This window comes from Rothia sp. HMSC066G07, from assembly GCF_001814485.1.
Taxonomy (GTDB): Bacteria; Actinomycetota; Actinomycetes; order Actinomycetales; family Micrococcaceae; genus Rothia.
Map to the genome: position 1 here is coordinate 150,132 of NZ_KV816922.1, position 22,052 is coordinate 172,183.

Below are 22,052 nucleotides of genomic sequence, written 5' to 3' on the forward strand. Positions count from 1 at the left end.
CACCCAGAATAAGGATGCAGCCAGTACTAGTTACGCTGAATGGTTCCGTTACCGAAAATCCAGAATGCTCCCTGGCCGAAAAGATAATCCAGACCAGAAATAAGAAGGAGCATCACCACGACGAAGAACAGAACTCCGAAGAAGTAACCAACCAGTTCACGTCCGGTGGGAGTAGTAACCTTCTTCAACTCCGCAATAACTTCACGGAGGAATGCAAAAATACGGCCGAAGAAACCGAGCTTCTTATCGCTCTTCGACGATGCGCCGGGCTTAACAACCTTCTCGGCGGTAGCAGACGATGCCATTTCTTCTGCCCCTTTCTGAGTCTAAAAAAGTACGCCCGGGGAACGGGCGTACGAAGATGTTATTGAGGCAATAAAAGCAGGGCGGACAGGACTCGAACCTGCAACCTGCGGTTTTGGAGACCGCTGCTCTACCAATTGAGCCACCACCCTTTGAAGCGTTAACTTCAGGTGTGAGAGTTGCTTCTCACTTGTCTACTCCTCCATTGCCTCCTAAGCCGTGGGCTTTAGAGGGGCAAACAATTACACCCTTGCGGGTGCAGAACTAACTGTAAACCATCTTTCGGGGCCGATGCAACTTCAGAATGTAATATTTTTCGAAAAACCTCTTGAGATACCTTGACGAAGGGTTCCGCATCACTACTAGTGGACCGTATCCTAATAAGAGGAATGCCGCACACACCCGCGCCCATCAGGCGCAGATTGGTCCCACACGTGCATTCCCATCACCTATTTCCTTGTCGACTTCACGCCGGCAGCGCACAAGAAGAAAGAGAAGAGAGCCCCATGGCGCGTATTTCAAGCCGCATCGGTGCCATCGCACCCTCCGCAACCCTTGCCGTCGACGCAAAGGCAAAAGCACTCAAGGCTCAGGGACGCCCCGTCATCGGTTTCGGCGCAGGCGAACCGGACTTCCCCACCCCCGCGCACATTGTGGACGCCGCACGCGAAGCGCTCAACGACCCCAAGAACTTCCGCTACTCCCCCGCCTCCGGTCTTCCCGAACTGAAGAAGGCAATCGCGGAAAAGACCCTGCGCGACTCCGGCGTAGAGATTGACCCCTCCCAGGTTGTCATCACCAACGGCGGCAAGCAGGCGGTCTACCAGGCATTCGCAACCGTCATCGACGAAGGCGACGACGTCCTGTTGCCCGCACCCTACTGGACCACCTACCCCGAGTGCATCCGCCTGGCCGGCGGCAACCCCATCGAGGTATTCGCCGGTAGCGACCAGCACTACAAGGTCACCGTCGAGCAGCTCGAAGCAGCCTACACCCCCGCCACCAAGGCGCTCATCTTCGTCTCCCCTTCCAACCCGACCGGTGCCGTCTACACCGAAGAGGAAACCCGCGCCATCGGCGAATGGGCTTTGTCTAAGGGTATTTTCGTGCTGACCGACGAGATTTACGAGCACCTCACCTATGACGGTGTTCAGGCAGTCTCCATCCTGAAGGCGGTGCCCGAGCTCGCTGACCTGTGCGTCATCCTCAACGGTGTGGCAAAGACCTACGCCATGACCGGTTGGCGTGTGGGCTGGATGATTGGCCCGCGCGACGTCATCGCCGCAGCCTCCAACCTGCAGTCCCACATGACCTCCAACGTCAACAACATCGCCCAGCGCGCAGCCCTTGCCGCACTGACCGGCCCGCAGGACGACGTAGAAATCATGCACGCCGCCTTCGACCGCCGCCGCCGCACCATCGTAGATGGCCTGAACGCTATTGAAGGCGTGCACTGCCCCGTACCCACCGGCGCGTTCTACGCCTACCCGGACGTACGCGAACTGCTCGGCAAGGAAATTGAAGGCGTACGCCCGCAGACCACCGCAGAGCTGGCTGAGCTCATCCTCGAAAAGGCTGAGGTCGCCGTAGTTCCCGGCGAGGCATTCGGTCCCAGCGGCTACCTGCGCCTCTCCTACGCCCTGAGCGACGAGGACCTGGCGGAGGGCCTGGCACGCCTGCAGAAGTTCCTCGGTCAGGCACGCGACTAGTTCGCAGCTCTCCGAACCGCGTCTCTTGCCCCGGCGGGAGGTGCGGTTTAGGTGTTGGGTGAACCGGCACAAAACAATCAAACACAGGGCTATTGACCGTTTTATGTCCTAAAAACCGGGAATCCCACAAAGATTTAAAAATATTTTTAAAACGTTCGAGGCCTCCCGCATCTTTTCGGATGCGCGGAGGCCTCGTTTGCCTCTTCGGTGCCATAGGTGGGAAGCGGCGGCTATTTGTACTTCAAACCCAAACATACAGGTTTCAAAAACCTGAACTTTTATGCCGCGATTTGGGCATTCCCACGCCTTTCCACCACTACCAACACAACCCAAACACCGCTAAAATAGAGACCAAGAGAACGACCTCCCGACCGGCACACATTCCCGTGCCAAAATCGCGGAGGTCATAGTTATATACGCGCGCACAACACCTAAAACGCGCAGACATTAGGAGCCAACCATGAAGATCGGTCTGCTTACTTCCGGCGGCGACTGCCCCGGCCTGAACGCTGTCATCCGCGGCGCCGTGCTCAACGGTGTCAAGAAGTACGGCTACGAATTCGTCGGCTTCCGCGATGGCTGGCGCGGCGTCGTTGAAGGCGACTACATGGACCTGCCCCGCCAGAAGGTCCGCGGCCTGGCAGCCCAGGGCGGCACCATCATCGGTACCTCCCGCACCAACCCCTTCGACGGCCCCAACGGTGGCCCCGAGAACATCGAAATCATGATGGAACGCCACGGCATCGACGCAATCGTCGCTATCGGCGGTGAAGGCACCCTCGCAGGCGCAAAGCGTCTGGCAGACGCAGGCCTGCCCGTCATCGGTGTCCCCAAGACCATTGACAACGACCTGCGCGCAACCGACTACACCTTCGGCTTCGACACCGCAGTGTCCATCGCAACCGAGGCTATGGACCGCATCCGCACCACCGGTGAATCGCACCACCGCTGCATGGTTGCAGAGGTCATGGGCCGCCACGTCGGCTGGATCGCACTGCACTCCGGTATGGCTGCAGGCGCACACGCAATCCTGATCCCCGAGGTCAAGGTCTCCATGGAGCAGGTTGCTGAATGGGTCAAGGAAGTACACGACCGCGGCCGCTCTCCCCTGGTTGTTGTTGCTGAGGGCTTCATCCCCGAAGGCTTCGACGACGTCATGGCAAACAAGGGTACCGAGAAGGACGGTCGTCCCCGCCTCGGTGGTATCGGTGAGTACATCACCCACGAAATCGAGAAGATGACCGGCGTCGAAACCCGTAACACCATCCTGGGCCACATCCAGCGCGGTGGCGCACCCACCGGCTACGACCGCGTGCTCGCAACCCGCCTGGGCATGGGCGCAGTCGACATGGTCGCTCAGAAGCAGTGGGGCAAGATGGTCTCCGTTCAGGGCACCGAGATCAAGTACGTACCCCTTGAAGAGGCACTGGACGGTCTGAAGTCCGTACCTCAGGAACGTTGGGAAGAAGCAGCCGTCCTCTTCGGCCGCTAAACCCCGCAAGCTCAGCAAGCTCAGCAAGCTCGCTGAGCACTCATACTAAAACCGCGGAGGCGGGCACTCGCAACGAGTGTCCGCCTCCGCGGTTCTAGTTGGGATGGGTTCTAGTTCAGGCGGTTTTGGGTCGGGGAGCGCCTAGCGCTTCAGGAAGTCCTGACCCGCCAAAGAACGACGCGCCACCTCACCGGACTCCGGCGAAACCACCGTCGTCTGAGCCACCGCGTACTCGGTCGCCGGCGCCGGCGAACCATCGGGCAGGAAATCGCCGCCATCAACCGCACGCAAAGGCGCCTGCGGGTCAACGCCGCGTTTAATCACAGCCAGAGCAATCGGGCCCGCCTCGTGATGCAACGCCACTGAGGTAATACGACCGACCGGGCGGGACTTGCCCTCCACGAACAGCTCACTACCTGCCGCCGGCAGGGTGTGCTCCGAACCGTCAATATCCAAGAACACCAGGCGGCGCGGCGGGCGGCCCAGGTTATGCACACGAGCCACCGTCTCCTGCCCCTTGTAGCAGCCCTTATCAAAATGCACCGCCGTACGGGTGTAATCCAGCTCCTGCGGGATGGTCTTATCGTCAGCCTCGGTGCCATAGCGGGGGCGCCACGCCTCAATACGCAGAGCCTCCGCAGCCCACAGACCCGCAAAACGCGCGTCCGAAGATTCAGCCAGGGCGGGCAGAACAGAGCGCGGCACGATGCTCAAGAAACGCACGTAGTCCGCGCCAGGGTGAGCGTCACCCGCCTCATCGTAACGGTAGCTGCCAGGTGCCGGAGTGTGCCAAGAGTCCTCCCACACCAGCGGCTTAGTCTCGGCGAGCGCCGGATGCACCGAACCGTCCTGCAGAATCGGGTTGCGGGCGCTCTCCAGCACGGCGTACTCGTCGCTGAGGTTCTGTACCTCAACACGCATCATGAACTTCATGCGGTTCAGGTAATCGGTCAGCGGCTGAGCCTGGTCGCCCTCCACGATGAGCCAGAGCGCCTCGCCATCTTCGATAGCAGCCGGGGCATACTCCACGCGGCCCTGAGGCGAAAGCAGCAGGAACTCGCGGCTCTCCCCGGCGGTCATGCCGGTCAGAATCTGAGAAGCGATGGAAGTCAGCCAAGTCTGGCGGTCCGGACCCGCAACACGCACTACGCCCAGGGAGGAGCGGTCCACTAACACTAGCGGCTCATCCGCACCGGCGGAGCGGTCGAAGCTGAGGGCGCGCTGCTCCAGCATGGGGTTGCCGTAGTGTGCGGCGACGCCGGCATCCAGCCCGGAGGCGGCAAAAGCGCCGTGCAGGCTCAGCAGGGGGCTCACCGGGCGGGAGGCATCGGGCTGGGGTGCCTCAGCCTGAGGCGCTTCAATCGAAGATTCAGTCACGGAAGGTGCACCTTTCACGCAAAGAGTCTGCCCCGCCGACCGGCGGGGCAGACACAAGTTAGTTATTAGGCGGTGGGCTCAGAGCCGGGCTCGCCGGTGGGCTCTTCGCCGTCCAGGGAACCGAACATCGAAGTGCCCAGGGAGTCGCCGGTCATCGAAGAGGTCTTACGCAGCTCAGCGGAAGCGTGCTTGTGCAGCTTGCCCTCGGCGTCTGCGACCTCCCAGTCCCACATGAGGTTGCCGTTGACCAGGCCCCACAGTCGCACGGAGCCTGCGTATTCGTGGGAAATGTCGTCGCGCAGTAGGTTGCCGGTCTGCATGCGGATGACCGGACCCTTAACCATGCCCACGTAGTTTTCGCTAATACCGCCGGGGTGCGCAATGGTTGCCAGCAGGGAGAAGCCGTCGTCGGCGTTGCGGAGAGTCTCTACGCTTGCCGCGTCAGCGAAGGCGGGAACAACGTCCTTGGGGACGATACCGAAGCCGCCGTCAGCGTCGGTGAGGGGGCGGTCAATCTGCCAGAAACCGGTTTCAACGGTGATGGGGCGCAGCTTCTGACCCTCGTCATCGAGCAGGAAAGACTCAGCGCGGTATTCAATGAAGGGCAGACCATCCTGCTCAAAAGTAATAATCTGGCCGAAGGGGGTGTTTTCCTGGCCTTCGTACCACATGGTTCCGGTGCCTTCCCAGGTGCCGAGCAACCATGCGAAGGGAACAAGTTCAGGGGTTAGGTTGGTAGGGATTTCAATAGCCATACCTTCCATTTTAGTATCCTGCGTACAACAGTAGCCTGTTCGTTCGCTCACGGCACGGGGTAGCACCGCCGTCTGCAGAGTAAACGGTACGGCGGGCAACATAAAGAAAACCCCCAACCGGAGGGGACCGGGTGGGGGTTCACGCCGCCATTGGCGAGGCGGTACGAACCGTACGACCGCCTAAAGCCCTGTGTGGGCGATGCTTCTGCTCTGTGCGGGAAGACTACTTCTGTCCGCTGAAGAGGCCACGCAACACTGCGAATGCACCGATACCGATGCACACGGAGATAATAGCCATCAGCGACATGAAGAGAGCTTCAAGAGCCATAAGATTGTTTTCCATGCCTTAAACCTACCACAGACCCACCCCGAAAGGGCGCAGAATCAACGGCTGAAACATAGTGAACAGCACGATTCTCAACAGGCATACGCCCCACCCGGCGCCAGCAAAATATTAGCCCCGCAGAATCCGGGTAGGTGCCCCATCATAGCCAGCTGAGAAGCCTGTACGAACAGTCCGGAATACGATATTAGGCCCGGTCTACACCGGCGCCCACAGCCGCGTCACAGCCTGGCGAGTACACTAGAAAGAGCCTAATATTTTACCGGGAAAGGAGAGGGTGTGTACCGTATTGCGCTTCTGAGCGATACCGCCGCGCAGGATATGATCCCCTCGCTGAGTCTACTCAGCCACAAGGTACACGTTTTCCCCCTCGACACCGCCCATACCACCCTTGAAACCGAGACATTCGACCTGCTCATGGTCGATGCCCGCACCGCCCTCGTCAAAGCACGCCACTGCGCCCAGCTACTGCGCGCCGCAGGTGTGCAACTGCCGCTCATCGCACTCCTGAACGAAGGTGGCATGGCGGCTGTTGCCGCCTCCTGGCAGGTGGACGATATTGTCTCTGACCAGGCCTCCCCTTCCGAAATGGATGCGCGTCTGCGTCTTGCCATCAAAAGGGAAGCAACCGCTGAAGAAGAAAACCAGCAGGAACGAGTGGTACGCGCAGGCAACCTCGTGATTGACACCCAGGCGTACTCCGCGCATCTTTCCGGTACCGCACTGAACCTGACCTTCAAAGAGTTTGAACTGCTCAAATTCATGGCGCTACACCCCGGACGGGTCTTCTCCCGCGCCCAACTGCTCTCCGAAGTGTGGGGTTACGACTCCTACTACGGCGGCACCCGCACCGTGGATGTGCACGTGCGTCGTCTGCGTTCCAAGCTCGGCACCGAGTACGAGCAGATGATTTCGACCGTGCGTAATGTGGGGTATTCCTTCAATAGCACCCGCTAAATTTCGCGGCGCCAACCCCTCATTTGGTGTACCCGCTCTGCGAGTTGCCCCGGTGCTGCGCCGAGTACCAGAATGCGTAAATGTTCCGGTTCTTGTCATATTCGCCCAGGACGGAGAACAAACTCTCCAAAGAGCAACTATCCCCGGTAGAGTTGAATCAGAAGGCTACGAAAGAAGGCGATGATGGTACACAACCAGACACCCGATTCCTCCACCCTGTCCACTGCAAGCACCCCGGTCTACGCAGAACCGCAGCTCACCGAAGAGCTGCTGGAACGCTTCGATTCCTTCGCGCAGAAGGTTGCCCGCCATGACGGCGTCTCGGCGTTCTCTGAGCAGACCCGCATTGAGCTGAGTAAGGCACTCCGCGAAAGCACCCTGACCCCTCCGCGTTTCTTTGTCGCCGAGGATAACGGCACCCTCGCTGCCGTCTTTGTGGCGCTCACCCCCGCCAACGACGAAGACACCGGCGTGATTGAGGCAGCCGTCGCCCCCGAATACCGCGGACAAGGCGTAGGTAGCGCATTCTTCGACCACGCCGTCCGCCAGCTGGGCGATGACGCGACCCGCTACCGCCTCTGGGTTCACGGTAGCGCCACCGACACCGGTATTGAAAGCCCCGCCCACGCGTTTGCAACCCTGCACGGTTTCGAGCCGGTGCGTGTGCTGTACAAGATGGTTCTGCCCCTGGACGCGCAGACCCGCGAAGAGCTTGTGGAACGCTCCGATGCGCGCACTCTGCCGGAGAACCTGCGCATGCGCACCTTCACCGGCGCGGACGAGTTCCCCTGGCTGCGCGTGAACGCCGCCGCTTTTGCGCACCACCCGGAGCAGGGCAAACTCACCCTTGCTGATTTGCGCGAGCGCACCGGCTCCCCCTGGTTCCGCCCCGAGGGTTTCTTCATCGCCTCCGAGGTGGATGATGATTCCGCTATTGCGGCGTTCACCTGGACGAAGATCCCGACCGGTCAGGAGCAGGGCGAGCTGTCCCCCTCCGGCGAGATTTACGTGGTGGGTGTGAACCCGCAGGCTCAGGGAGGCGGCCTGGGCCGAACCCTCACCCTGCGCGCGCTGGCGTACCTGGCGTGCGCTGAGGACGAGAACGGCGAGCCGCTGCGCGCCATCGACCTGTACGTGGATGCTGACAACACCGCCGCATACTCCCTCTACACGTCGTTGGGTTTCGGTGTGGCGACGGTTGACCGCATGTACGCCCCCGCCCAGCAGGCTGAGCCTGCCGCCTAGTTTTTGGTGCGCCACAGTTGGCGTGCCTCTTCACGACTTATCCCCGATCAGAAAGGCAAGTACAGTATGGTACCCGCCCCCAATGGCCTGAATAAGGCGCCTAAGCCTAAGCCGTCTGAGCCTGCGCCCATGACCGGTGTCATTCACATTGGCCACGATATTTCGAAGATTGAGCGTGCCGAGTCCCGCGGTGACCGCATTGAGAAGGGCGAGAAGCGCTCCTACTTCAGTCTGGAAGAGGAGTTCGGCCCGGAGCGTTTCTTCGACCGTGAGAGCAGCTGGCTGGACTTCAACACCCGCGTGCTGGAGCTGGCGGAGGACCCGAACCTGTTCCTGCTGGAGCGTCTGAACTTCCTGTCGATTGTGGCCTCTAACCTGGACGAGTTCTTCATGGTGCGTGTGGCGGGTCTGAAGCGTCGCATTGCGACCGGTCTGGCGGTTCCTTCGGCTGCCGGTCTGAGCCCCGAGGAGCAGATGGAAGAGATTGCTGAACGCGCTCACCAGCTGCAGGCTCGTCACGCTGATGTGTTCCACAACCAGGTGCTGCCGGCTCTGGAGGAGCAGAACATCCGCATTGTGGGTTGGAACGACCTGGATGCGGATGCTAAGCAGCGTCTGCGTCAGGATTTCATGCGCGACATTTTCCCGATTCTGACTCCGCTGGCGGTTGACCCGGCGCATCCCTTCCCCTACATTTCGGGTCTGTCGCTGAACCTTGCGGTGCTGGTGCGTAACCCGCAGACCGGCAAGGAGCTGTTCGCGCGCGTGAAGGTGCCCGATCAGCTGGACCGTATGGTCTCTGTGGATGGTTCGCGCGCCGCCAACACTGCGGGCCGCGAGAGCCGCTACATTGCTCTGGAAGACATCATTGCTGAGCACCTGGATACCCTCTTCCCGGGCATGGAGGTTGTGGAGCACCACGTCTTCCGCGTGACCCGTAACGAGGATCTTGAGGTGGAAGAGGACGATGCAGAGAACCTGCTGAAGGCTCTGGAGAAGGAGCTTCTGCGCCGTCGTTTCGGTCCGCCGGTCCGACTGGAGGTTGAGGACACCATCAACCCGACCATCCTGGATCTGCTGATTTCTGAGCTGAACATTGACGAGTCCGAGGTGTACCGCCTGCCGGCTCCGCTGGATTTGCGCGGCATGAGTGCGATTGTTCGCGCGAACCGCCCGGCTCTGCACTACCCCAAGCACATTGCGCACACTTCCCGCTGGCTCAATGCTACCGAGACTGCGAAGGCTGCAGACGTTTTCGCTGCCGCCCGCGACCACGACGTGTTGCTGCACCACCCGTACGATTCCTTCGCGACCAGTGTGCAGGCGTTCTTGGCGCAGGCTGCCGCTGACCCGCGTGTTCAGGCGATTAAGCAGACCCTGTACCGTACCAGTGGCGACTCCCCCATCGTGGATGCGCTGATTGAGGCGGCTGAGGCTGGCAAGCAGGTTGTGGCGCTGGTGGAGATTAAGGCTCGCTTTGATGAGGAAGCCAACATCTCCTGGGCTCGTAAGCTGGAGCGCGCTGGCGTGCACGTGGTGTACGGCATCGTGGGTTTGAAGACTCACTGCAAGCTGTCGCTGGTGGTGCGCCGCGAGGGTAACCACCTGCGTCGTTACGCTCATATTGGTACCGGTAACTACCACCCGTCGACCGCTCGTTTCTACGAGGATTTGGGTCTGATTACCTGTGACGAGCAGATTTGTGAGGATGTCTCCCGCCTGTTCAACCAGCTGTCCGGTTACGCGCCGAAGACCAACTACCAGTCGCTGCTGGTGGCGCCGCGTACTCTGCGTAGCGGCCTGATTGAGTGCATTGATCAGGAGATTGAGAACCACAAGGCTGGCCGCCCTGCGAAGATTCAGTTCAAGTGCAATTCCATGGTGGATGAGGCCATCATCGATTCGCTGTACCGCGCATCGCAGGCTGGTGTGCCGGTGGATGTGGTGGTTCGCGGTATTTGCGCTCTACGCCCGGGCGTTAAGGGTCTGAGCGAGAATATTCGCGTCCGTTCTGTGCTGGGTCGTTTCTTGGAGCACTCGCGCGTGTTTGCTTTTGAGAATGGTGGCGATCCGATTGTCTACATTGGCTCTGCCGACATGATGCACCGTAACCTTGACCGCCGTATTGAGGCTCTGGTACCGGTGAAGGATCCGCGCCACGTGAAGTATCTGCGTGATATGTTCACCATCTACATGAGTGATTCTTCGCGTACTTGGCACCTGGATTCTGAGGGTAACTGGACCCGCCACGACACCGACGATCAGGGCAACCCGCTGCAGGATGTGCAGTCGTACTACCTGAGCTCGCGTTCCCGTAAGAACGTGGTGGATAAGGTCTAAGGAAGTACCGCTGACCTACCGGTGATTTCTGGTTGTGAACCCCGTCTGTTCTCGCGCTTTATGGCGTGGGGCAGGCGGGGTTTTCCGCGTGTCGTGCAAAAACGTGCGGTGGACTAGTGCACTTAGCGCAAAAGTGAACAACAGGTTACGTTGAGATTACAACTTGACGCTTCTCTCCCCTACAATTAGACGCGGAGCATGGTGCCCTCTGGCATTGTGCACAAGCCTAGCGAAGAGGTTCAGAGAGAGATATGGCACCGCTGGATTCCCCCTCCATCTACTACTCGGCACGACGTTTTGACGCGGTCAACAGCATTGACCGTTCCCCCGCGAACACTGCGGATATTGTTGCTTCTGGCGCACTGATTTGGCGTATGCGCGATGGTGCGCTTGAGGTCCTGATCATTCACCGCCCTCGTTATGACGACTGGTCCTGGCCTAAGGGCAAGCAGGATCCGGGCGAGTCCCTTGCTGAGACCGCTATTCGTGAGATTCGCGAAGAGGTCGGTCTGCAGGTTGTTCTGGGTGTGCCCCTGGCGGTGACTTCCTACCCGGTGGGTGGCCGTCCGAAGGATGTTTTCTACTGGGCTGCTGAACTGCCCGACGGTGCCCGCGCCCTGGCTGATGAGGGTGAAGTGGATGAGCTGCGCTGGGTAACCACTGACGTGGCTCGCGCTCTGCTGACTAACGAGGATGATTTGGCGCCTCTGGAATCTCTGGAAGCCCTGGCTGAGGCGGATGCACTACGTACCCGCCCGATTCTCATTGCCCGCCACGCGAAGGCTAAGCCGCGTTCGAACTGGGCTGCTGCTGAGGATGACCGTCCGCTCGCGGCGACCGGCAAGCGTCAGGCGCTGGCTTCTAGCCGTCTCTTTGCGGCGTGGGCTCCGAGCCGTATTATTTCTTCCCCGTGGCTGCGTTGCGTTCAGACCGTGACCCCGTACTCGGTGGATTACGGTGTATCGGTGAAGGAGAAGAAGTCCCTGTCGGAGGCTGGCGCTCAGCGTCACCCGGCGCGTGTTGCCCGTGTGGTGGCGTCGCTGTTCGATAAGGATTCTTCCTCGCTGCTGTGCACTCACCGCCCGGTGCTGCCCCAGGTGATGGATGTTCTACGTGACTACCTGTTTGAGGGTTCCGCGGAGGTTCTTCCGACTGAGGACCCGTACCTGGAGCCTGGCGATGCCCTGGTTCTGCAGGTGACTGAGGGCGATAACCCGCGTATTGTCTCGGTGGAGCGTGTACGCGCGGCTCTGGACTAGCATCCATATACTTTGATCTTCTAACAGCGAGCGCGCTGGGCTTTATGCTCAGCGCGTTTGCTCTACCTGCGCCCATTCGGGGGTTTTACAATAGAGGGGCGGTTGATTTGTGACCGTCTCTCACGTCTACTGACAGGATTCAAGGTTTTTCTTATGACTCACGCAATCCCCACTCCCTATGAAGATCTTCTGCGCGAAATCCTCGAGGAGAACAAGGACGCCATCGCGGCGGATGCGCAGCGTTCCGACCGTACCGGCACCGGCACTTTCGGCGTGTTTGGCCGTCAGATGCGTTTTGACCTGCGTGAGTCGTTCCCGCTGATTACCACCAAGCGCGTACACTTCAAGTCTGTTGCCATTGAACTGTTGTGGTTCTTGCGCGGTTCGTCGAACGTGCGCTGGTTGCAGGAGCGCGGCGTGACCATTTGGGATGAGTGGGCTGATGAGAACGGCGATTTGGGCCCGGTGTACGGCGTGCAGTGGCGTTCCTGGCCGACCCCCGACGGTGGCACGATTGACCAGATTGCGAAGGTTATCGATTCGTTGAAGAATAACCCGAGCTCGCGCCGCCATATTGTTTCGGCGTGGAACCCTGCCGAGGTGGACAACATGGCGCTTCCGCCCTGCCACGCACTCTTCCAGTTCTACGTGCACGAGCGCCCGGACGGTGTGAAGGAGCTGTCCTGCCAGCTGTACCAGCGTAGCGCGGACATGTTCCTGGGCGTGCCCTTCAACATCGCCTCCTACGCCCTGCTGACCTACCTGATTGCCGAAGAGGTGGGCATGGAGCCGGGCGAGTTCGTGTGGACCGGCGGCGACTGCCACATCTACTCGAACCACCTGGAGCAGGTGAAGAAGCAGCTGGGCTACGGTACCGACCCGGAGGGTAACCCCTACCCGCCGCGCGAACCCTACCCCTACCCGAAGCTCGTCATTAAGACGAAGAAGCCTTCTATTTTCGATTACGAGTATGAAGACTTTGAGCTGGTGGATTACAAGCACCACCCCGGTATTGCCGCCCCGATTGCGGTCTAACTGCAGGTAACGAGGAGGCATGATGTTTCGTCTGGGCGCTATTTGGGCTCAAACTGATGCCGGCATCATTGGTCGTGACGGGGATATGCCCTGGTACGCGCCGGAGGATTTGGCGCACTTCAAGAAGGTGACGCTGGGCGCTCCGGTGATTATGGGTCGCCGCACCTGGGAGTCGTTCCCGCCGCGTTTTCGCCCCCTGCCGGGCCGTACGAATATTGTGATTAGCCGTTCGGTTACCGAGGCGGAAGAACGCGACGGTGCCCTGTGGGTTCCTTCGCTGGATGCGGCGCTGTACGCGGCTCGTGACGCTGCGGGCGCGCCGGTCGAAGCTACCCCCGCAGATACCGCCGCGGTTGATGCTTGGATTATTGGTGGCGGCTCCGTCTACGCGGAGGCGCTCTCCCGCACCGACCTGCCCGCCTTCGGTCGGGTGAAGACGGTGGAGCGGACCCTCTTCTACTGCCAGGAAGGTAACGAGATTACCGGCGATACGCGAGCGCCCGAACTGCAGCTTGCAAATTCTGCGGGTAGCTACGAAGGCGGCTCACCGAACGGGTGCTGGCGGGTCACCTCCGAGAGTGCATGGGAGAATAGCGAGAAGGGTTACCTGCTCGATGAGTCGGGCACGAAGAACCCCATGTACTTCTCGTTCCAGCGGCTCGAACGTATCTAGTTCAAGCTTCCCTCGTTCACTCGCTGATATAGACATGCATTTCAAGCCTGCGGCTACTCCCCTCCCGGAGTGCCGCGGGCTTGAGTGTTTAACGCACCCTATTGCGGCCCCCTGCTGACCCGTCTGTTCATCTCCATCTGAGCGCCCCTATTGCAGTGGGCACCTGCGCAGATTATTCCGTTCCGAATATCAAATTTTTTGTACGGTGTTAGTCCGCACCCGCCAGCCTGAGAGTACACTGGGAACCATGAACTTTAATCCCGGTGACTCTGTAGGTTTTGTTGGCTGGCGCGGCATGGTGGGCTCCGTCCTCATGAAGCGCATGGTTGAGGAAGGCGACTTCGAGGGCATTACCCCCGTCTTCTTCACTACCTCTAATGTTGGTGGCGCTGCGCCCACCTTCGACGGCGTAATTGAGCCGTCCGAACTGAAGGACGCATACGACATTGATGAGCTGCGTAAGCACTCGATTATTGTGACCGCTCAGGGCGGTGGCTACACCGAGGCTGTGCACCCAAAGCTGCGTGCAGCCGGCTGGGACGGCCTGTGGATTGATGCCGCTTCCACCCTGCGTATGAACGATGACTCCATCATCGTGCTGGACCCCATTAACCGCGACGTCATCGACCGCGGCCTGGCATCCGGCGTGAAGGACTTCGTCGGCGGTAACTGCACCGTCTCCTGCCTGCTGATGGGCCTGGGCGGCCTCTTCAAGAACGACCTGGTCGAGTGGGCTACCTCCATGACCTACCAGGCAGCGTCCGGCGGCGGTGCCCGCCACATGCGCGAGGTGCTCGCACAGTTCCGCGACCTGGGCAACGAGGTCTCCGAGGAGCTGAACGACCCCGCATCCGCAATTCTGGACATTGACCGCAAGATTCTTGCTAAGCAGCGCTCCGGTGAGCTGGATTCCTCCCAGTTCGGTGTGCCGCTCGCTGGCTCCCTGATTCCCTGGATCGACTCGGATCTGGGTAACGGCCAGTCCCGCGAAGAGTGGAAGGCTGAGGTTGAGACCAACAAGATCCTGGGCCGCTCCGAGGACGAGAAGATTACCATGGATGGTCTGTGCGTCCGCATCGCTGCGATGCGCTCGCACTCTCAGGCGCTGACCATCAAGCTTAAGAAGGACCTGCCGCTCGAGGAGATTGAGCGCATCATCGCTGAAGACAACCCCTGGGTTCGCTTCGTGCCGAACGAGCGTGAGGCTTCCATGGAGCAGCTGACCCCCGTGGCTGCTTCCGGTTCTCTGGAAATTCCGGTTGGTCGCGTGCGTAAGCTCGCGATGGGCCCCGAGTACATTAGCGCGTTCACCGTGGGTGACCAGCTGCTCTGGGGTGCTGCTGAGCCGATTCGCCGCATGCTGCAGATTGCTGTTGGCAAGCTCTAAAGCTCACTGACAAGCCATAAGAAAGCCCTCGCTACCGTTCTTTTCGGATGGGAGCGAGGGCTTTTTGTGCCTGCGTATAGCGCGTGTGGGGTTAGCGCTGGTTTGCGGCGGCGGCTTTGCGTTCTGCCTTGCGTGCGGCTTTGCGTTCCTTACGCTGCTGTCGCCAGGCGCGGTAGCGGTACCAGGCGGTGAGCACCACGTGCTTCATGAAAATATTGGCGCGGCGTGCCCAGGTGAATTCGGTACCCCAAATGCCCAGGCCGATGAAGATGAACAGCCAGCCGGGGCCGGGGGTGACGAGCATAATCAGTCCGGCGATGAAGCAGAAGGCGCCCACGCCGATGACGAGGGGCTTGTAGAGATGACGCATGACCGGATGCGCGTGCATACGCTCCTTGCGGGCTTCGAGCCAGCGGTGGAAGCGGCTGGTTTCGCTTTCCTTGACTTCATCTTCAATGGTTTTCAGGGGTGCTCCTTCCAAACGTGCCGTAGGTGAGTTTCACCGGGCGGCGGTGGTTAGAGAATAGCACCTACCGCTGGATGGGTGCTGTGAAAGATTTCTTCATGTTGAGATTTTTCCGTCATCTTCAAAATTTTTTCGTTTCAATAGTGTTCAAGTCGAAAGTACCTTTATACACTGTAAGGGAACAATTCGCCCGGCACTACGCCTAAACACTAAGGAAGCGACCCACTACCGTGTCCTCCTCACGTCCCGTATCAACGGACTCCCCCCGCACCAACGCTGCTGCGCCCGCTGGTAACTCTGCGCCGGCCGCTGAACGCAACGCCGCACCGACGCTCAACGAACGCCTTGAAAACCTGCCCTTCACCCACGCCCACGGCAAGCTCCTGGGTATCTCGGGTCTCGGCTGGGCGCTGGACGCCATGGACGTCGGCCTCATCTCCTTCGTTATGGCGGCGCTCATCAAGGAATGGCATCTCAGCCCCACCGAAGCCTCCTGGCTCGGATCCATCGGATTCGTCGGCATGGCACTGGGCGCAACCTTCGGCGGTCTACTCGCCGATAAGCTTGGCCGCCGCTACATCTTCGCCCTCACCCTGCTGGTGTACGGTCTGGCGACCGGCGCCTCCGCCCTGGCAACCTCCCTGGGCATGCTGCTCGTCTTCCGTTTCTTGGTCGGTCTAGGCCTGGGAGCGGAACTGCCCGTGGCATCCACCCTGATTTCTGAATTCTCGCCGCGCGCTATTCGCGGCCGCGTCGTGGTCGCTCTGGAGGCGTTCTGGGCACTGGGCTGGATCCTCGCCGCTCTCATCGGTACCTTCATCGTTCCGCAGGCGAACGGCTGGCGCTGGGCACTTGCTATCGGTCTGATTCCCGCCATCTACTCGCTCGTGGTCCGCATGGGTACCCCCGAGTCGGTGCGCTTCCTGGAGTCAGTCGGCAAGCACGACCAGGCACGCCAGGTTGTTGAACGTTTCGAGGCATCCCCCGCGCTCTTCTCCCGAACCGCCAAGAAGCAGACTGAAGATGCTTCCGCACACGGGGCGGTAGAAAGCGCCGACAACGCAGAATCCGCGAAGATTCACTCCATCTGGGCTGCAGGTCAGCGTCGCAAGACCATCGCCCTGTGCGTCATCTGGTTCTGCATCAACCTCTCCTACTACGGCGCGTTCATCTGGATTCCGGCGCTGCTGAACGCCCAGGGATTCAGCCTCGTGAAGTCCTTCGCGTTCACGCTCATCATGACCCTCGCCCAGCTGCCCGGCTACGCGGTCGCCGCCTACCTCATCGAAAAGTGGGGTCGACGCGCAACCCTGGCGGCCTTCCTGCTTGGCTCCGCGCTGGCGGCGGCTGGGTACGGCATGGCGCACGCCGAGGTATTCATCATCCTCGCCGGATGCATGCTCTCCTTCTTCAACCTGGGTGCGTGGGGTGCCCTCTACGCCCTGAGCCCGGAAATCTTCCCGACACACCTGCGCGGAACCGGAACCGGTGCCGCCGCCGGTATCGGCCGTATCGCCTCCATCGCGGCGCCGCTCATTGTGCCGCCGCTGGTCGCATTCGGTGGAACCCCGCTGCTCTTTACGCTCTTCTCCACCGCGTTCCTGGTAGCGGCAACCACCGTGTTCCTGCTGCCTGAACGCCGCGGCGAATCCCTCTAACGAGCCGCCCAGCCTACATGATGGGCTGTCCCTCCTGAACACTCTTTCCGAGCAACCAGAAGGGACAGCTCATTTGTCATTTAAGCCCCCTATCCATGCGCCACAACCTCAAACTATGAGAGGATACGTTCTATGCTCGATTCCTTCCTCTCCAGCCCCTACCGCACAGAGTTCAGCCCCTGGCCCGTAAGCGAACACTACGCCACCGAACGTGCCGGCGGCGTGCCCGAAGCCATGCTGCTGCCGGGCGAACTCACCGTGCACCGTGGCGACGGGGCAAAAATGAGCTACTACCTGGACTGGCCCGAGGACTTCAACGCATACACCCGTGCAATCATCCTGCGCCCGCGCACCAAAAACGGCTACCCGCAGGACTTTACGCTCAGCGTCGCCGTACGCGACGGTCAGGCTGTCTTCACCGCAACCGCCCTCAGCTTCTGGGAGCAGCGCGACGGCCGCCCCTATGACCGTGAGCCCATCGCCCGCGGCTACGTGGATGTCGCCTCCTACGAATCCTGCGAGGAATACGCCGGCATTTCCGCCGCGCCCACCCTCATCGGCTGGGATATCGCAGACCCCTACCCGGCACGCATGGCGCTCATCCGCGCCCTCTGCGAAGGAGTCGCCAGCAGCATCACGATGGGCACCCGAATCCTCGCGGACGGGCAGGTACAGATCGACCACAAGGACGGGGACCTACTCGCCCTGCACGTGAACGCGGTCAGCACCGTAGGCGGCATGGTCCGCGCCCTCATCATCGAGCAAGACCGCGTACCCAGCGGCGTATCTACCGGCACCTCCGAGCGTGCCGACCTGCAGACGCGCGCCTACTACGCCAACGTGCTCTCCCCCGTTCCCGGCGAGTTTGGAAATCTCGTCTGGTCCCACAGCGAGGACGCGGAATACTACCCGTACCGTCCCACGCGCCACAAGCCGATTTTCCACGCCCCCTGCCCGCCTCAGAAGCTTCCCCTGGCGATTCAGGTGCTGATGGAGCACCTGCCTGCCGCTCCGCTGGCTGCAACGCGCACAGCGCCCAAGCGCAGGCCCTACCTGCCGGGGCAGGCACGTATCTCCTCCCCTCGCCACTAGCTCAGCGGGTCAATACAACGCTTCGGGCGGCCTCTTTATCAGAGACCGCCCGAAGCGTTTATTCTGAAGCGTTTATTCTATGCGTCCTAGCGCTACGAAAGGCGAGAAGTTAAGCGTTTAGATTTCGCCGTTGACCACGACAGGCTCAGGCACCAGGGTCACGCCGAAACGTTCACGCACGCCGTCACGCACAGCGCGGGCGATAGCGAAGATATCCTCAGCGGATGCGCCGCCGCGGTTCGTAATCGCCAGGGTGTGCTTGGTCGACAGGCTCGCACGGCCCTGAGCAATCTCGCGAGACTCACCCTCCAGGCCAAAGCCCTTCTCGAAACCGGCGTGCTGAATCAGCCAAGCAGCCGAAAGCTTCACGTGATCGGGGTCCTCGACACCCGCGGTGAACGGGGAAGTCTTCACGACCACCGGGAAGTTCGGGGCGCCCTCCGGCAGGGAATCCAGGGTCGAGCGCGGAACGATCGGGTTGGTGAAGAAGGAACCGGTGGAGAAAGTGTCACGATCCTCGGGGTTGAGCACCATGCCCTTGGAGCCACGCAGCTGAAGCACCTTTTCGCGTACCAGTGCGGATTCGGCGCGCTGACCGGGCTCAACGCCCAGGCTCCTCGCCAGCTCAGCGTAACGAATCGGGGAAGACAGGCTACCGAGGGTGAACTGGAAATCAACGGTCAGCACCACGTAGCGGGGCGAGCCGTTGACGGTTGCGCGCTTGAGCACCGAGTCGCGGTAGCCGAAGCGCAGGTCTGCGCTCGCGAAGGTCTTCCGAGTGTTCTTTTCGCGGTCCCAGGTGCGTACGGAGGCGATGAACTCGCCCACCTCAACGCCGTATGCGCCGACGTTCTGCACGGGAGTTGCACCCACGGTGCCGGGAATGCCGGAGAGAGCCGCGGGGCCAACCCATTCATTCTCGATGCTGAGCTTCACGAAGTCGTCCCAGATGGTGCCTGCCTGCACGCGCACGTTCGCGCCGCCGCATGCGGGGATGGGCAGAACCTCTACGCCTTCGGAGGCGATGTGCACGACGGTTCCGTTGAAGCCTTCGTCGGAAACCAGCAGGTTGGAGCCGCCGCCCACGATGAGGACGGGTTCGCCTGCGGCGTCTGCAGCGGAGACTGCTTCGATAATTTCTGCTTCGGAGGTGGCGCGGACGTAGGTCTTAGCGGGGCCGCCTACCTGGGCGGTGGTCAGTTCGCTCAACAGCTTTTCAGTCATAGGTTAAGAATACCGGTCGTTGTGCGGGGTCAACACCCGCCACGCGTTAAAGTCACAAAAACCTTATGGTGATTTTGCCTTCATTTTCCGGCGCGCCTCCCACACAAAAGAAGCGCCACCACCCGCCGGCGAGCGCGCAGCCGAACACACAGCCGAGCATGCAAAAGCCCCGGCACCACCGCATCGCGGTAGCACCAGGGCTTTCACATAGCTACTTTCACGCGGTTATCTACCCGCACAGAAAAATCTATGCCGAGAGACGAACCACAGCCTGGCTCTTCATCAGAACCTTCTGTTCCTTGCCTTCCTCATCACGAGCGGTGACGGTCAGGTCAATGCGGGCGGTGCGCTCTTCCTCGTTCAGGGCACCCACCTTACCGCTGATGGTCAGGGCGTTCGTGGGGGTGTCGGGGTTTTCACCGCCGGGTGCATCCGCCACGGGAACGGGCTTGGTGAATCGAGTCTGGTAGTCCACAATCGCACCGGGGTCGCCTACCCAGTCGCTCACAAGCTGCACTGCGGTACCCATGGTCAGCATGCCGTGAGCGATTACGCCGGACAGGCCCACCGACTGAGCGAAGCGCTCGTTCCAGTGAATCGGGTTGAAGTCACCGGATGCGCCAGCGTAACGCACCAGCGAAGCGCGGGAGAGCTCCACGGTACGCGAACCGATGTCCTGGCCCTTTTCAAGATCTTCAAAACGCACCATTAGTTTTCCTCCTCAGCACGAACCAGCAGGGAAGAGATGCAGGTGGTGACCGGCTCGCCCTGCGCGTCAACGATTTCTTCGCGGGTGGTCAGCATTGCGCCGGCACCCATGACGCGTACGGAGTCCACGTGAACTTCGGTGCGCAGCTCATCACCGGCAACGATGGGGCGGTGGTGGGTGAAGCGCTGGTCGGCGTGCACCACGCGGGAGAAATCAATACCGGCGGAATCGTCGTTGATGAGTGCCGCGTCAGCTGCCTGCGCCAGGATAATGGCGAAGGTCGGCGGGGCAATCACATCTGCGTACCCTGCCGCGCGGGCTGCCTCAACGTCGTGGTGGAGGGGGTTTTCTGCGTGAACTGCTCGGGCAAATTCGCGGATCTTTTCACGGCCGACAACGTAGGTGTTCTCGGACGGGTAGACCCTGCCCACAATCTCAGGGTTAATGCTCATGGTTTCAGTCTACCGTTCTTATGCACAGTGTTCAGCTCGAACGCGCAGAGTGGACGCATCAGCAAACAGCCAGCATGGATGCACGCAGTATTTCTTAGCATTGTTTACCTTCTAGCGAAGGCGCCCGGCGCGCCCCTACCCCTACAGCCTGAGCAGGCGTAGACTGAATGGGTACCCGCAATCAATCAAGAAGGAAAAGTTGTGTCTTCCAACGTAAAAATTTCGGTGCTTGACCTGATGCCGCACCGCCCCGATCAGCGTCAGCACCAGACCATGCTCAACACCATCGATGCCGCCCGCGCGGCTGAGTCCTACGGCTACGAGCGTTTCTGGGTCGCTGAGCACCACAATGCCGGTTCCCTGCTGTCCTCGGCGACCGTCGTGGTCATGGCGGAGATTGCCGCCGCAACCGAGCGTATTCGCGTGGGTTCGGGAGGCATTATGCTCCCCAACCACGCACCTTACGTGGTAGCGGAGCAGTTCGGTACCCTCAACGCGTTCCATCCCGGTCGTATTGACCTGGGTGTGGGCCGTGCGCCCGGCACTGACCCGATGACCGCCGCCGCTCTACGCCGCGACGATTCTGCCGCCATGAGCTTCCCCGCCGAGGTGCAGCAGCTGCAGCGTTTCCTGGGCGAGCCCTCCCCCATGCACCGCGTGCACGCCATTCCCGGTCAGGGCTCGAAGGTGCCCCTGTACATTCTGGGTTCTTCCCTGTTCGGTGCGCAGCTTGCCGCACAGCTGGGTCTGCCCTACGCATTCGCTTCGCATTTTGCGCCCGCAATGCTGCAGGAGGCAGTGGACACCTACCGCGCGAGCTTCAAGCCCTCGGAGCATCTGGAACAGCCCTACGTCATGGTGGGTGCAACCGCGATGCTCGCCGATACCGACGAGCGAGCACGCTACCTGTACACGACGCAGCAGCAGCATTTCCTGGGTGTGGTGCGCGGCAATTTGTCTTTCGCACCTCCCGTGGAAGATATGGACGCCGTCTGGACCGACGCAGAGAAGATGCACGTTGAACGCATGACCGCTGAGGCAATCGTAGGCTCTCCCGCCACCGCGCAGGCTCGTATTGAGGACCTGGTGGCGCGCACGGGCGCTGACGAGCTTATCGTCATGACCGAGGCGTGGGAGCACGAGGACCGCCTGCGCTCCTACGAGCTGCTGTCCCAGCTGCCGGTGGTGCGCCGCGCCTCCTAACGCTTAGATCAGAGCATAAAGACGAAGCCCCCGAGTTTTTCTCGGGGGCTTTGCTATATCCGGTATAGAGCCCGTGCACTAAGCGCCTGCAGACCGGGCTTTAGGCAAACAAAATAGGTAAAACAAAAAAGCCTGCCTCCGAAGAGACAGGCTTATCTGAGCCCCGACCGGGAATCGATCCCGGGACCTCCATCTTACCAAGATGGCGCTCTACCACTGAGCTATCGGGGCGTAGCGGTGGACGGGCTCGATCCGTCGACCTCACGATTATGAGTCGTGCGCTCTAACCAGCTGAGCTACACCGCCACATCATTAATACGTGCTCTCGCATGAATTAATGAGAGAGCCCCGACCGGGAATCGATCCCGGGACC

Annotated in this window: 19 protein-coding genes and 3 tRNA genes; 12 read left to right on the forward strand and 10 right to left on the reverse strand. The window is 60.7% G+C overall.

Annotated elements, in window-relative coordinates; all coding sequences use genetic code 11:
• Positions 1-26 precede the first annotated feature (26 nt).
• Entirely contained in the window at positions 27-305 is a 279-nt protein-coding gene (gene secE / locus HMPREF2971_RS02205) for a preprotein translocase subunit SecE (RefSeq protein ID WP_012903011.1), read from the reverse strand.
• A 77-nt stretch (positions 306-382) separates the two neighbouring features.
• Positions 383-455 (reverse strand) — tRNA-Trp (locus HMPREF2971_RS02210).
• A 354-nt stretch (positions 456-809) separates the two neighbouring features.
• On the opposite strand from HMPREF2971_RS02210, the gene HMPREF2971_RS02215 reads away from it, so the two are divergent.
• Both HMPREF2971_RS02215 and HMPREF2971_RS02220 read left to right on the forward strand, forming a co-directional pair.
• Positions 810-2,012: a pyridoxal phosphate-dependent aminotransferase gene (locus tag HMPREF2971_RS02215; protein WP_005508355.1), complete on the forward strand. Its 1,203-nt coding sequence runs from the start codon at positions 810-812 to the stop codon at positions 2,010-2,012.
• A 460-nt stretch (positions 2,013-2,472) separates the two neighbouring features.
• Positions 2,473-3,504: a 6-phosphofructokinase gene (locus tag HMPREF2971_RS02220; RefSeq protein ID WP_005504866.1), complete on the forward strand. Its 1,032-nt coding sequence runs from the start codon at positions 2,473-2,475 to the stop codon at positions 3,502-3,504.
• Positions 3,505-3,645: 141 nt separating this feature from the next.
• On the opposite strand, the gene HMPREF2971_RS02225 is transcribed toward HMPREF2971_RS02220, so the two are convergent.
• Complete coding sequence (locus tag HMPREF2971_RS02225; RefSeq protein WP_070599003.1) at positions 3,646-4,881, reverse strand: CAF17-like 4Fe-4S cluster assembly/insertion protein YgfZ; 1,236 nt, start codon at positions 4,879-4,881, stop codon at positions 3,646-3,648.
• 65 nt (positions 4,882-4,946) lie between these two features.
• Positions 4,947-5,636, reverse strand: coding sequence for a nitrobindin family protein (locus tag HMPREF2971_RS02230; protein WP_049349557.1), 690 nt, complete (start codon positions 5,634-5,636; stop codon positions 4,947-4,949).
• 622 nt (positions 5,637-6,258) lie between these two features.
• Here HMPREF2971_RS02230 and HMPREF2971_RS02235 point away from each other — a divergent pair.
• From HMPREF2971_RS02235 to asd, 7 genes are all read left to right on the forward strand, one after another.
• Positions 6,259-6,936 carry a winged helix-turn-helix transcriptional regulator gene (locus HMPREF2971_RS02235; RefSeq protein WP_080976894.1) on the forward strand — a complete coding sequence of 226 codons (678 nt, stop codon included), beginning with the start codon at positions 6,259-6,261 and terminating at the stop codon, positions 6,934-6,936.
• Positions 6,937-7,116: 180 nt separating this feature from the next.
• Positions 7,117-8,181: a mycothiol synthase gene (gene mshD, locus HMPREF2971_RS02240; RefSeq protein WP_049360528.1), complete on the forward strand. Its 1,065-nt coding sequence runs from the start codon at positions 7,117-7,119 to the stop codon at positions 8,179-8,181.
• A 66-nt stretch (positions 8,182-8,247) separates the two neighbouring features.
• Positions 8,248-10,521, forward strand: coding sequence for an RNA degradosome polyphosphate kinase (locus HMPREF2971_RS02245; protein WP_083314070.1), 2,274 nt, complete (start codon positions 8,248-8,250; stop codon positions 10,519-10,521).
• A 251-nt stretch (positions 10,522-10,772) separates the two neighbouring features.
• Positions 10,773-11,780, forward strand: a complete 1,008-nt coding sequence (locus tag HMPREF2971_RS02250) for an NUDIX hydrolase (RefSeq protein WP_070690968.1) — start codon at positions 10,773-10,775, stop codon at positions 11,778-11,780.
• Between the two features lie 153 nt (positions 11,781-11,933).
• The gene (locus HMPREF2971_RS02255; protein ID WP_070690973.1) at positions 11,934-12,815 is read left to right on the forward strand and encodes a thymidylate synthase; all 882 of its coding nucleotides are present in this window, start codon (positions 11,934-11,936) and stop codon (positions 12,813-12,815) included.
• A 22-nt stretch (positions 12,816-12,837) separates the two neighbouring features.
• A complete protein-coding gene (locus tag HMPREF2971_RS02260) occupies positions 12,838-13,488 on the forward strand; it encodes a dihydrofolate reductase (RefSeq protein ID WP_070690976.1) in 651 nt (216 codons plus the stop codon).
• A gap of 247 nt (positions 13,489-13,735) precedes the next feature.
• Positions 13,736-14,875, forward strand: a complete 1,140-nt coding sequence (asd, locus tag HMPREF2971_RS02265) for an aspartate-semialdehyde dehydrogenase (protein ID WP_049327531.1) — start codon at positions 13,736-13,738, stop codon at positions 14,873-14,875.
• Between the two features lie 91 nt (positions 14,876-14,966).
• Here asd and HMPREF2971_RS02270 read toward each other — a convergent pair whose 3' ends face one another.
• Positions 14,967-15,356 (reverse strand): PGPGW domain-containing protein, encoded by a 390-nt coding sequence (locus HMPREF2971_RS02270; RefSeq protein ID WP_012902998.1) that lies wholly within the window; start codon positions 15,354-15,356, stop codon positions 14,967-14,969.
• A 215-nt stretch (positions 15,357-15,571) separates the two neighbouring features.
• Between HMPREF2971_RS02270 and HMPREF2971_RS02275 the strand changes: the two genes are divergently transcribed.
• Together HMPREF2971_RS02275 and HMPREF2971_RS02280 are read left to right on the forward strand one after the other, a co-directional pair.
• A complete protein-coding gene (locus HMPREF2971_RS02275) occupies positions 15,572-16,999 on the forward strand; it encodes an MFS transporter (RefSeq protein ID WP_070690980.1) in 1,428 nt (475 codons plus the stop codon).
• Positions 17,000-17,131: 132 nt separating this feature from the next.
• Entirely contained in the window at positions 17,132-18,091 is a 960-nt protein-coding gene (locus HMPREF2971_RS02280) for a histidine kinase (protein ID WP_070690986.1), read from the forward strand.
• Between the two features lie 117 nt (positions 18,092-18,208).
• Here HMPREF2971_RS02280 and HMPREF2971_RS02285 read toward each other — a convergent pair whose 3' ends face one another.
• The 3 genes from HMPREF2971_RS02285 to HMPREF2971_RS02295 all read right to left on the reverse strand — a co-directional run bounded on the left by HMPREF2971_RS02285 (position 18,209) and on the right by HMPREF2971_RS02295 (position 20,476).
• Positions 18,209-19,315 (reverse strand): UDP-N-acetylmuramate dehydrogenase, encoded by a 1,107-nt coding sequence (locus tag HMPREF2971_RS02285; RefSeq protein ID WP_070690990.1) that lies wholly within the window; start codon positions 19,313-19,315, stop codon positions 18,209-18,211.
• A gap of 247 nt (positions 19,316-19,562) precedes the next feature.
• Positions 19,563-20,024: a MaoC family dehydratase gene (locus tag HMPREF2971_RS02290; protein WP_005508334.1), complete on the reverse strand. Its 462-nt coding sequence runs from the start codon at positions 20,022-20,024 to the stop codon at positions 19,563-19,565.
• The gene (locus tag HMPREF2971_RS02295) at positions 20,024-20,476 is read right to left on the reverse strand and encodes a MaoC family dehydratase N-terminal domain-containing protein (RefSeq protein WP_005504824.1); all 453 of its coding nucleotides are present in this window, start codon (positions 20,474-20,476) and stop codon (positions 20,024-20,026) included. The genes HMPREF2971_RS02290 and HMPREF2971_RS02295 overlap by 1 nt, the downstream gene beginning before the upstream one ends.
• 201 nt (positions 20,477-20,677) lie before the next feature.
• On the opposite strand from HMPREF2971_RS02295, the gene HMPREF2971_RS02300 reads away from it, so the two are divergent.
• Positions 20,678-21,679, forward strand: coding sequence for an LLM class flavin-dependent oxidoreductase (locus HMPREF2971_RS02300; protein WP_012902994.1), 1,002 nt, complete (start codon positions 20,678-20,680; stop codon positions 21,677-21,679).
• Between the two features lie 159 nt (positions 21,680-21,838).
• On the opposite strand, the gene HMPREF2971_RS02305 is transcribed toward HMPREF2971_RS02300, so the two are convergent.
• Positions 21,839-21,910 (reverse strand) — tRNA-Thr (locus HMPREF2971_RS02305).
• A 1-nt stretch (position 21,911) separates the two neighbouring features.
• Positions 21,912-21,985, reverse strand: a tRNA-Met gene (locus HMPREF2971_RS02310).
• Positions 21,986-22,052: the final 67 nt, after the last annotated feature.